9 protein-coding genes and 1 tRNA gene are annotated in these 10,436 nt (G+C 59.5%); 5 read left to right on the forward strand and 5 right to left on the reverse strand.

All coding sequences use genetic code 11. From position 1 onward, the window contains the following. Positions 1 to 94: 94 nt before the first annotated feature. Positions 95 to 799: a TrbI/VirB10 family protein gene (locus VFQ24_09105; protein HET9178499.1), complete on the forward strand. Its 705-nt coding sequence runs from the start codon at positions 95 to 97 to the stop codon at positions 797 to 799. A gap of 181 nt (positions 800 to 980) precedes the next feature. On the opposite strand, the gene VFQ24_09110 is transcribed toward VFQ24_09105, so the two are convergent. Continuing rightward, positions 981 to 2,279 carry a S41 family peptidase gene (locus tag VFQ24_09110; protein ID HET9178500.1) on the reverse strand — a complete coding sequence of 433 codons (1,299 nt, stop codon included), beginning with the start codon at positions 2,277 to 2,279 and terminating at the stop codon, positions 981 to 983. Positions 2,280 to 2,540: 261 nt separating this feature from the next. Between VFQ24_09110 and VFQ24_09115 the strand changes: the two genes are divergently transcribed. Beyond that, positions 2,541 to 3,362 (forward strand): carbon-nitrogen hydrolase family protein, encoded by an 822-nt coding sequence (locus tag VFQ24_09115; protein HET9178501.1) that lies wholly within the window; start codon positions 2,541 to 2,543, stop codon positions 3,360 to 3,362. Positions 3,363 to 3,570: 208 nt separating this feature from the next. Here the strand turns inward: VFQ24_09115 and VFQ24_09120 are convergent, their stop codons facing one another. Both VFQ24_09120 and VFQ24_09125 read right to left on the reverse strand, forming a co-directional pair. Beyond that, positions 3,571 to 4,953, reverse strand: a complete 1,383-nt coding sequence (locus VFQ24_09120) for a glycosyl hydrolase (protein HET9178502.1) — start codon at positions 4,951 to 4,953, stop codon at positions 3,571 to 3,573. A gap of 15 nt (positions 4,954 to 4,968) precedes the next feature. Next, positions 4,969 to 5,769, reverse strand: coding sequence for a 3-ketoacyl-ACP reductase (locus VFQ24_09125; GenBank protein ID HET9178503.1), 801 nt, complete (start codon positions 5,767 to 5,769; stop codon positions 4,969 to 4,971). A 436-nt stretch (positions 5,770 to 6,205) separates the two neighbouring features. Between VFQ24_09125 and VFQ24_09130 the strand changes: the two genes are divergently transcribed. After that, positions 6,206 to 7,060 carry a hypothetical protein gene (locus VFQ24_09130; protein HET9178504.1) on the forward strand — a complete coding sequence of 285 codons (855 nt, stop codon included), beginning with the start codon at positions 6,206 to 6,208 and terminating at the stop codon, positions 7,058 to 7,060. 104 nt (positions 7,061 to 7,164) lie between these two features. Here the strand turns inward: VFQ24_09130 and VFQ24_09135 are convergent, their stop codons facing one another. Beyond that, the gene (locus VFQ24_09135) at positions 7,165 to 7,935 is read right to left on the reverse strand and encodes an SDR family NAD(P)-dependent oxidoreductase (protein ID HET9178505.1); all 771 of its coding nucleotides are present in this window, start codon (positions 7,933 to 7,935) and stop codon (positions 7,165 to 7,167) included. Positions 7,936 to 8,198: 263 nt separating this feature from the next. On the opposite strand from VFQ24_09135, the gene VFQ24_09140 reads away from it, so the two are divergent. Continuing rightward, positions 8,199 to 8,275: transfer RNA gene (locus tag VFQ24_09140), tRNA-Arg, on the forward strand. Positions 8,276 to 8,385: 110 nt separating this feature from the next. On the opposite strand, the gene VFQ24_09145 is transcribed toward VFQ24_09140, so the two are convergent. Beyond that, positions 8,386 to 8,817: an IS5 family transposase gene (locus VFQ24_09145; GenBank protein ID HET9178506.1), complete on the reverse strand. Its 432-nt coding sequence runs from the start codon at positions 8,815 to 8,817 to the stop codon at positions 8,386 to 8,388. 570 nt (positions 8,818 to 9,387) lie between these two features. Between VFQ24_09145 and VFQ24_09150 the strand changes: the two genes are divergently transcribed. Then, positions 9,388 to 10,314, forward strand: coding sequence for a transposase (locus VFQ24_09150; protein HET9178507.1), 927 nt, complete (start codon positions 9,388 to 9,390; stop codon positions 10,312 to 10,314). The last annotated feature ends 122 nt before the right edge of the window (positions 10,315 to 10,436 follow it).

Consider the following 10,436-nt stretch of genomic DNA (forward strand, 5'->3'; position numbering starts at 1 on the left):
TCTTTGACGAAGCAGAAGGTTAAGTGGTCAAATTAATCATTGGCTGCTGGGGTTTGACCTCTGGGGGCCCATAGGCGAATAAAGGAGGAATCCTATGGTGCGGTATGGATGCAAGGTTCTGGCGCTGGCGCTCTCGATTGCGGCGCTTCCGGTTGTGGTCCAGGCTCAGACAAGCCTGGCGGATGCGCAGAACCAGCACTGGCTCCCTGAGGGAACTGAGTTCAAGCTTGTCCTCCACACGAAGATCAGTTCCAAGACATCTAAGAAGGGCGACATCGTCATGACCACGCTGTTCGACCCCGTCTACTCAGAAGATGACGAGGTGATCCTGCCTAAGGGCGTGCGTGTCGATGGCCGGGTCCAGGAAGTCCATGCGGCGGCCCATCGAGGTAAAGGCGGCCAGTTGTATGTCCTCTTCAACTCTCTCACGCTGCCTGACGGTCAGAAGCTGGCGATTTCCGGTTCACTGACGGAAGTTTTTGGCAGCGGAAACAACGGAGGCAGTTCCAGCGTGGATGCCGAAGGAGACCTCAAGGGTGGCGGCCCGGGTAAAGTGCAGCGGATTATTCTGTTCGGGGCCCCTACAGCGGCGGGAGTTGCGGCTGGCGGGGTCGGCGTGGGTATCGCGGCGGCCGTGGGAGGCGCAGTTGCGGCTTATTACCTGCCCAAAGGCAAACAGGCTGAACTTGCCGCCGGTTCTCTGGTCGGAATGCGCCTGGACAGGGACTTGACCATTACCCTTCAACCTCAGCAACAGAAGCAGAATGGCGACAGCGCGCAGGCTTTAATCAAGAAATAAATTCCCATAGCGAAAAAGCGACTATCGCCCGGGCATTCGGCAGTGCGCCAGATTTGAAGTGCGCCTTGCGGAGCGCGGTTGTGCCGGTTCGCCGGACGGAGGACAATTGGGAGCAGGCCAGCCAGTTCGCATTCCTGATGAGGTTCAAAGGGGCAGGAGCCGTCCGATTCCATCCGCGCGGTTACGGACGCGGTGAATACTCCGCCAGCAACGTAGGGTTATGAAGCGCAGATGGAATCACGGCTTTGCCAGGGAGCCACACGCGCGCAGACTTCGGCGACACGGTTTTTCCGTTGAGAATTTCAAGGGCCTTCTGAAGCTGCTTGTCGTCGGGGCCGCCGAACTTGGGAGGAGCGGTTTCTGTTTCTCCGGATTCGGCCGCGGCTTCATTTTCAGCAGCCTGCATCACGTTCGGAGTAATACCGTTGCCGGGAATGGGCTTGCCGTCGGGCGTGTAGTATTTGGCCACAGAGAGCAGCAGCGCAGATCCATCACCCACAGGAATAAGTTTCTGGTAAACCCCCACTCCGAAGCTTGTGACGCCCACCACGTCGCCGCGCTTGTTGTCGAGGATGGCGCCGGCAACTATTTCGCCCGGGCCAGCCGTGGATTGGTTAATCAGCACCACCAGCGGCAGCTTTGTGATCTGGTCTGAAGCCTGCGCGACAACCTCTTTCCGCGGGTAGCGCTGACCGTAGAGGTAGGTTATCAGCCCGTGATCAAGAAAGAGGTTTGCCGCCTTTTCGCCCTCGCTTTCGGTCCCGCCAGCGCAGTCCCTCAAATCGAGAACGATCTTGTTGTCTCCACTACTGATAAGCTGCTTGAGCTGCGCGGCAACTTCGTCAGACTTTCCTTGATCAAACGTAGGAACTCGCACATAGGCGGTATCGGGACCAATCGTTTTGGCCACCAACGGAGCGTTCTTGAGAATTTGCCGGGTCAAAGTGACTTTTTCAGGCTCGCCTTGGGTCCCCTTAATCACAGACACTGAAACCGTTGTCCCTGGCGTGCCGTCCAACAGACGATCGATCTGGACCACGGAAAATTCGCGAATGCGCTGCTCGTTCACTTCATCAATCAGATCGCCCGGATTAATCCCGGCCTTTTCCGCCGGACTACCCGGCAGCACAGATACAACCGTCGCAAATCCCATCCTCTTCGAGAGGTAAATCCCCACGCTCGCGGGCCCTGGGTCGGGGTGTTGCACGTATTCCTGATATTCCGCAGGGGTGAAATAAGTGCTGTAGGGGTCAAGCGCTTCCAGCAAGCCTCGGATGGCGCCCTTGGTGACATTCTTCAGGTTGGGTTGGGTTACGTACTCCTGCTGGATTCTCGAGAGGACCTGGCTGTAGACACCGAGGTCTTGGTAAGACTTCTCGCCCTGGTCGGTGCTGCCGCGGCCAAGCACTCCCCCAATGATGACGTAAAAAACCACTAGTGAGGAAATGAAGATCACTACCAGACGGACGCGCTTTGTCATTTGAGTTCTTGCTCCTTCGGTGATTGCCCCTTTTGAACCCCTAGAGCACACTATAACATACCTGCAATTACCGCGCATCGGCATCCCCGGGCAGTGCGTCTAACGAAATTATTACGTATCTGCGGGCTATGGAGTGCGGCGGTCCGCCGCCGCTTTGTGCCCAGCCCGTCCGTTGGCGCCCATGAAATTTCCTCCGCGCGCCGCGCACCAAACCTTGTTACAATGGGCCGGTTCTGAATCCTTCCCCTCCCAGGAGAATACATGAAAGTCGCCGCAGTCCAGATGGACGTCAAAATCCTCGCGAACGACCGCAACCTCGCCAGGGTGGTTGAGCACCTGGAGCGCGCCGTGCGCGAAGGCGCAGAGCTGGTGGTCTTCCCGGAGTGCGCTCTTTCGGGCTACTGCTTCACCAGCCGCGCCGAGGCCCTGCCCGCCGCCGAATCCATCCCCGGCCCCTCGACGGACAAGCTGGCCGCAGCGGCCAGGCGCCTGGGAACATCCCTTGTGATCGGTATGATGGAACGCGCCGGCGACGAACTTTATAACTCCGCGGCGGTGATCACTCCGGAGGGTCTTCAGGGAGTGCATCGCAAGCTCCACCTGCCCTATCTGGGCATCGACCGCTACAATGGGCTGGGCGACGCCCCGTTCAGGGTGTTCCAGGCCGGGCAGGCGAAGATCGGAGTCAACATTTGCTACGATTGCAGCTTTCCCGAGTCCGGCCGCGTGCTCAAGCTCAACGGCGCGCAGATTCTGGCCATTCCCACCAACTGGCCTGTGGGTTCCGATACCTGGGCGCACATCCCCAAAGTCCGCGCCATTGAAAACCACATGTACGTTGCTGCCGCCGACCGCGTGGGCGAGGAGCGCGGCTTCCGCTTTGCCGGCCACTCCCAGATCATCGACGTTACCGGCGCCGTGCTGGTGGAAGCCGGCGAAACCGAAGAGACTATCCTCTACGCTGACATAGAACCTGCGCTGGCCGACGTGAACCGCGTGGTGCGGATTGCCGGCGAATGGGAGTACGACCGCATCGCCGCCCGCCGCCCCGAGATGTACGATCCCATCACGCGACCCAAATAGGGAGGTCAATTGGAAGACTGGGATGCATCAACTCGTCATGCTGATCCCGCGAAGCGGGAGAAGCATCTGCTGTATCTACTTGAAAAGGCAAAGCAGACCCTTCGCGGAGTTGAACCTGAGTCAACAGCAGATTCCTCTCCCGCTCTGCGGGATCGGAATGACTGCCGAACGGCTCGAATGATGTCTCCGCCGCAAGTTTTAGTTGCCGTCAAACGTTGAAGAAATACAGCCCCTGCTCCTGCCGAGCTTCGCGCAACAGCACCAGCGCCAGTTCGCGCGCGTGATAGTCGCCCCACATGCAGGATTCGCCGCACGGCGCCCTGCGTCCTTCCGGCACATAGTCCCAGCCCCTCGGCCGGTGATAGATGGAATGGAGGATCAGCCCCTGATGCCCGGCGTCTGTTGAAAGGTAAGGTTCCGCCAGCAGCGTTCGCGCCACCGTCAGCGCTGCCTGCCGGTAGCGCCTGCCCTGTTCCGCGCGCTGCGGCCCCCGTTCGAGGTATTGGCCCAGCCGCCACAATCCCTGCGCGGCAATCGAAGCGGCGGAGCTATCCACCGGCTCGTATTCATTAAAGGGATCGCTCGGCCGCGAAAGGTAATCACCGAGTTTTACAAGGCCGGGCGCGCCCGTGTCCCAGTAAGGAACGCCGTCAGTAGGCGTCTGCTCAAGATAAAAGTCAGTAGTTGCCTCGGCAGCGCGGAGCATCATGGCATCAATCTTATCGAGCCCGCCAAGCTCATCAAATTCTTCCTCAGGCAGCGTGTGGATGAATTCCAGTTGTTCGGCAAAGCCGAGAATGGCCCACGCCAGGCCGCGCGTCCAGGTGGTGAAGGGCGAATATCCCTGCTGAACATTGGGGCAGCGATAACGGCCGTCTTTTGCGTTGAACAGCGATTCGTGCGCCACGCGCCCGCGCACATCATAGTGGTCGCGGCCTTCACCGTAATAAATGGCATACCGGGCGGTGGCGGTGGCGTGCTGCACCAGGCGTTCCAGCAGCGAGACGCGGAGGTCTGATTCCTCGTGAAGCGCATAGCCGAGCCGGTGCGCGATGGCCAACGAACGCAGCGAGCGAATGGTATCCACAAACATCGAATGCGCGCCGTTGAACGAGTAGATGTATCCGCCGCCGTCGCAAGTTCGCGCCCAGCGGGCCGCCTGCACCGCGCCGCTCGATTTGAGCGCCAGCCTGTAGTAATCCTGCTCCGGCTGCGTCGCCTGGAATTTGCCTTCGCGGGCCAGCCGCGCAAGATTGCCGTAGGTGCTGACGATGTTGAAGCCGTGATCGTGGACGCCGGTGTGCGTAATATAGCTTTCCATCCACTTCCGGGTGCCTTCGCGCCCGCACTCGAGGAACCACGCCTCGCCGGTGGCGTCAAACTGCAGCAGCGCCGACCCGTACTGAAAGCCTCGCGTCCAGTCGGTCCACTCGCGCGGCTGGTAGCGGCCTTTCGCCGTCACCACGGGCGGACCGGAAGTGGGGTCCCATGCCTGCTCGATGGAGCGGATTTTTGCGGCCGAGAGTTCAAACAACCGCTCGAGCCTGGGGCGAAGCTTCTCAGGCGAGAGTTCAGAATCGATCTGGACCATCGGAGATTCAAACCTCTACAGGCGGCGGAGGTGGAAGCCTCCGTCCACATTAATCACTTCACCAGTTGAAAACGGAAGATCGCCCTGTGCGATGGCGGCAACCGCGCGGCCCACGTCCTCCGGCGTTCCCCATCGGGCAATGGGAGTGAGACCCTCCGCGATCATGCGGTCGTATTTCTCCTGGACGCCAGCGGTCATGTCGGTTCGGATGATGCCCGGACGCACCTCATAAACATGGATGCCGTATTCGGCCAGGCGCGCGGCATAGAGTTGCGTGGCCATCGCGAGGCCGGCTTTGCTGATGCAATAGTCTCCGCGATTGATGCTGGCTGCATAGGCCGAAAGCGAAGAGATGTTAATGACCCTGGGCCTTGTGCGCTCAGTGGGAAGATTTTGAAGCCTGGGGAGCCAGTAATTGGCTACGGCCTGAGTCAGAAAGTAAGGCCCTTTCAGGTTGATGGCGATCAGGCGGTCAAAGCTCTCTTCGGTGGCCTCCAGCAGATCGGCGCGCACTTCGGGAGCTACGCCGGCGTTGTTGATCAGCAGATCAATCCAGCCCTGCCCTTTTGTAATAAATTCGACCAGGCGTGCCCGGCCATCCCGTTTGGAAATGTCCGCCTGGACAGTCTCAAACTTTGTCTTTTTCGAGCCGGGCGCAGCCTCAAGGCACAACCGCCTGCACTCTTCCGCGGCCGCGGCGCTCGATGCATAGTTGATCGCCACGCCGAACCCCGCGCGGGCCAGGCTGAGACAAATCCCCCGGCCAATGCCTCGAGAACCGCCCGTCACCAGGGCGGCCGGATATTCCGGAAACATGACCTAAAACTATAACGGAGGAAGTCACTTGAATTAAAAAAATCTGCGACCGTGGGACGGAATTTGGTGGCACGGCAGCATGATGACAGTCGGGCTCGGACGCCCTTCAGAATCAGCCAATATTGCCCTGGGAGGGAAGAGCGGGGAGAAAATCAAAAGATGTGGCGCTGAAGCTTCGGCGGCGGGGAGATTGAGGGTGCTGGAGCTTGGTTGTCCTGGAATTAACCAATTGGCCAACGTGGAAGAATCTACAATGGTGTTTGTCATTATTTCATCCCGCACCGAGCGGTGTTGGCGATCAGCCGCTTCCATATCAATAAGTTACATGAACTCCGACAGTGGCACGCGGCCTGCAATCCTGCCGACGGGGGACTGATCGAACCGAGACCCCAGGAATTAAGCAAGTCCAGGAAAACGACGAGACTGGAGGGTAGCGATGAGGAGTCTTAAATTTTTCATGACATTTTCGTGTGCAATAGTGATTGCAGTAGCCGTTCAGTTCGGCTGGACCGCGACATCGATGGCTGCGCAAGCTCAGGCCAGCGCCGAATCGGCAGCCAGCGCGGCCAGTTCAACGGCAGCGACGGCTTCAACCCCTGGGCAGTCGGCGGAAATCAGCAATGGGACAAAGATCTCCGCTGAGCTGATGTCAAACATCGACGCCCGCAAAGCCAAGGAAGGTGACAAGGTGGAGGCCAGGGTTACAAAGAACGTCAAGCAGCACGGCAAAGTAGTTGTGCGCAAAGGCGACAAGCTTGTGGGACATGTCACCAACGTCGAGAACAACTTAAACGGCAAGGGTGGTTCAAGCCTGGGCGTGACGTTTGACCAGCTCGTCCAGGGCGATTCCACCACGCAATTAAATACGGTGCTCACTTCGATGTTTGGCGCGAGTGGGAGCGAGCAAGCGGAAGAGTCGGAATCCGTGGGGACAGTCCCCATGCCGGCTCCTGTCGCAGCTCCGTCAGGCGGCGGTGGCGGCCGTGGGCTGTTAGGCGCGGCTGGCGGCGCCGTGGGTTCAACGGTGGGATCAACCGTAGGCGCAGCGGGATCAACCTTGGGAAGGACAGGAGGCGCAGTTGGCGCCACAACCCAGAACACGCTGGGAGCCAATTCGAATCTTGGGCTGGCAACGCCTGTGCGCCAGGTCCATATCGGATCGTCTGCTTCAGCCGAATCGTCAGCCGGAACGAACTCGACGTTGAGCACGCGCCACGGTGATCTGCGACTGGAGTCCGGGACACGCATGCAGTTCCGGGTGGCCGGAGACAGCAGCGTCCAGGCAAAGTAGTTTCATTGGGAGCGCCCCAAGAGGTCCAAGGGCCGGCCAAATGACGCGTCCGGCCCTTTCGGACCGGGTCAGGGAAGCGGAGATGGATGCGCGGGCCGGAAATCCTATCTTGCCATCCAGCCTCCGTCCAACGTGAACACAGACCCGTTCACGTAGTCGGAAGCTGAGGAGGCAAGAAAGACTGTCATGCCCTGAAGGTCCTCGGGTTCTCCCCATCTTCCTGCCGGAATGCGTTCAAGGATGGCCTTGTTGCGAATGGGATCATTCCTCAGTGCAGAGGTATTGTCCGTGCTGACATAACCCGGAGCGATCGCGTTTACCTGGACGCCCTTGCCGGCCCATTCGTTGGCCAGGGCCTTGGTGAGTTGGCCGATTCCTCCCTTGCTCGCCGCGTACCCTGGAACCAGGATTCCGCCCTGAAAAGTCAACAGCGAGGCGATGAAGATGACTTTGCCCTTTCCTCTTTCGACCATGCGCTTGCCAACTTCACGAGTCAGAATGAATTGGGAGTTCAGGTTGACTTCCATGGTGACGTCCCAATATTGGTCGGGATATTCGGTTGCAGGTTTGCGAAGAATTGTTCCGGCATTGTTCACGAGAATGTCGATGGCGGGAAAATCTATTGCCAGTTGTTCGATCAGCGCATAGAGCGCCTTGCGGTCGGCAAAATCGCAGGCGTAGCCTTTGAACTTGCGTGCGCGGGCGAGAACTTCGCGCTCAATCGTGCTGCCGGAAGTTTCCATGGAACGGCTGACCCCGATGATGTCGGCTCCGGCTTCCGCCAGGCCCAGAGCAATCGCCTTGCCGATGCCACGGCGACAGCCGGTCACGAGTGCGGTTTTTCCGTCCAGCCTGAATTGGTCAAGGATAGCCATTTTTGTCTGTCCCAGCTGGGCGGTCGCAGATTCCCGCTCTCAAGGTAACGACCGGCAGAGGCGGCCTTCCGGGCGCTGGATTGGAAGAGCCTCCGAACGCCTCAATGCGCGAGTGGCAAAGCCGGACGCGCAGCAACAGTATAAGACAATTGGCGTCGATTGAAACCACTCGAATTCCCAAACCCTTCGCCGCTCCGAGGCAGGCGGCCAGAAGCGACTCCACTCGGTATATGCTAAGCTATTTCAGCACACGCTGACTGAACGGGCCTGTAGCTCAGAAGGATAGAGCAACGGTTTCCTAAACCGTGGGTCGGGGGTTCGAATCCCTCCAGGCCTACCATCCTCGTTCTTGTGGTTTCAATGACTTAGCACAATTTGGCAAGCCGGCCTTGAATCTGCAAACTGCAGTATGACATCGAACGTTTTGCTCCGTGCCATCGACACTAGAAGTCATTTCAAAACCCTCCGTAAGACGATCATGAAGCAGGCAACATGAATGAACGCCTGGTAGATGGTAAGGGAACGGTCATAGCGCACGACGAGCCGGCGGAAGTTGCCGAGCCAAGCGATGCTGCGTTCGACGATCCAGCGCTTGCGGTAACGGCGGAGCACCCGACCGTCTTGTGGCAGCGTCCGGCAACGGTTCGAGCGGTGCGGGGCAATCAAGGCGATGCCGCGCTGTCGCAACCGTGCGCGCAGGGCGTCGCTGTCATAGCCTTTGTCGGCGATCACCCGCTCAGGCTTCTGGCGCGGATGCCCGCCCTGATGCCTCCGTCCTACCCGGATCGCCTCGAGCGTCTCCTCCGCGAGCCGGACCTCCGAGGGGGAAGCAGAATAAAGTCGGATTCCCAAAGGAACACCGCGGCCGTCGACCACCACCATCCACTTCGTCCCCTTGCCCCGCTTGGTTTTGCCGACTCCACAGCCCCCTTTTTGGCGGGAGCTAAACTCCCGTCCAGAAATGACTCGCTCCACTTTAACTGTTGGCGTTCATTCAACTCGCCCAGAAAGACTCGCCAGATCGCCAGCCAGATCCCTTGCTCTTCCCAATCCCGCAACCGTCGCCAACAGGTGGACGGTGAGGGAAATTCCTCGGGCAAATCCTGCCAGCGCGCTCCGCTGCGCAGGATCCACAAGATGCCTTCCAGCACTTTGCGGTCATTCGCTGGAGGCCGACCGCCCCGCGGTCGCGGCGGTCGCTTGGGCAGCAAGGGCCGGATTTTTTCCCACTGGGCGTCGGTCAGCAACCGACCATATCGCGCCATCGGCCCTCCCTCTGGCGCTGTGCGGTTTCGCGATTCCCCTCCACAGGAAAAGAACTACCCTACATTCACCCCGTTGTACAGGGTTTTGAAATGACTTGGCTCTGTTGACATCCTTACTTCAACCAAGGAGAATTGTGAGTGCGCCAGCCCTTCGCAAGGGTCCGATGGTTCGGAGGCAACAAGCACGATGGCGGAGGTTGGACTCTTGGCATTTGGCCACACCGCTTGGGAAGTGGGCCGGACGGTACTCCCACCCTATCGAACTCGTTTCAGCAAGCACCAGTTTACGCAGCCGCAACTTCTGGGCATCCTGTGCTTGATGCGTTACGAGGACTGGACTTTTCGCGAAGCGGAAGTGCGCTTGCGAGAGCACGGCGAACTGCGCGAGGCTCTGGGGTTGAGGAACGTACCCGATTTCACTACCTTGTACCGCTTTCTGCAGCGTGTGGACGAGCGCACGCTGGCCCGAGCGGTGGATGAAACCGTACGCCGGCTGTCCGGCGTAGGGCGGGGCGGTCGAAAGCGGGCTCGCGTGGCCGTCGATGCCACGGGCTTGGCGTCGGGAGCGGTAAGTACCTTCTTCGTCCGCCGCCTGCATCATCACGGGCAAAAACCGCTGCCTTGGAGATACTGGCTGAAGTGGGTCGTGGTGGTCGACTTGGACCGGCAATGCGTGTTGGCACAGATGGCGCGGCGTGGCCCCTGGAATGACTGCGCGAGTTTGCCCGTGGTCGTGCAGGCGGCTTCCGAGCAGACCCGCATCGGGTTGGTGCTGGCCGACGCCGAGTTCGACAGCGAGAGGAACCACACTTACATCCGGCAGCGACTCCGAGCACGCAGCGTGATCCCGGCCAAGCGGGGAAAGAAAACCTGGCGTGTACGTGGCGTGCGTGCGGAAATGCGTCGGGCCTTTCCGCGCCGGCTCTATCGGCACCGTGCTCGGATCGAGAGCGTCTTCTCGTCGGTGAAGCGCAAACTCTCGGCCCGCGCGCCCGGCCGGTTGCTGCCCATGCAGCAGCGCCAAGCCCTGCTGCTCGGCCTCAGCTTCAATCTCTATCGCCTGAAGCATTGCTACCTTTCGATGAGGATGTCAACAGAGCCAAATGACTTCTAGTGTTGCGTGCTGCAAATGCGTTGACTTAATCATGCCGCGAGCGGGCTGCCCGTGTAAGTCCATTGAAAAGGTCGGGCCTCCTTGTTGTAGGCATGGATAAAGCTCATTAGCCGCTCGACCAG

The organism is Terriglobia bacterium, from assembly GCA_035712365.1.
Classification (GTDB): Bacteria; Acidobacteriota; Terriglobia; order UBA7540; family UBA7540; genus SCRD01.

Bases quoted from the DNA above. Each gene is read 5' to 3' on its own strand.
- VFQ24_09150 (HET9178507.1), top strand. From the start codon at position 9,388: ATGGCGGAGGTTGGACTCTTGGCATTTGGCCACACCGCTTGGGAAGTG.
- VFQ24_09130 (HET9178504.1), top strand. From the start codon at position 6,206: ATGAGGAGTCTTAAATTTTTCATGACATTTTCGTGTGCAATAGTGATT.
- VFQ24_09120 (HET9178502.1), bottom strand. From the start codon at position 4,953: ATGGTCCAGATCGATTCTGAACTCTCGCCTGAGAAGCTTCGCCCCAGG.
- VFQ24_09105 (HET9178499.1), top strand. From the start codon at position 95: ATGGTGCGGTATGGATGCAAGGTTCTGGCGCTGGCGCTCTCGATTGCG.
- VFQ24_09110 (HET9178500.1), bottom strand. From the start codon at position 2,279: ATGACAAAGCGCGTCCGTCTGGTAGTGATCTTCATTTCCTCACTAGTG.
- VFQ24_09135 (HET9178505.1), bottom strand. From the start codon at position 7,935: ATGGCTATCCTTGACCAATTCAGGCTGGACGGAAAAACCGCACTCGTG.
- VFQ24_09115 (HET9178501.1), top strand. From the start codon at position 2,541: ATGAAAGTCGCCGCAGTCCAGATGGACGTCAAAATCCTCGCGAACGAC.
- VFQ24_09145 (HET9178506.1), bottom strand. From the start codon at position 8,817: ATGGTGGTGGTCGACGGCCGCGGTGTTCCTTTGGGAATCCGACTTTAT.
- VFQ24_09125 (HET9178503.1), bottom strand. From the start codon at position 5,769: ATGTTTCCGGAATATCCGGCCGCCCTGGTGACGGGCGGTTCTCGAGGC.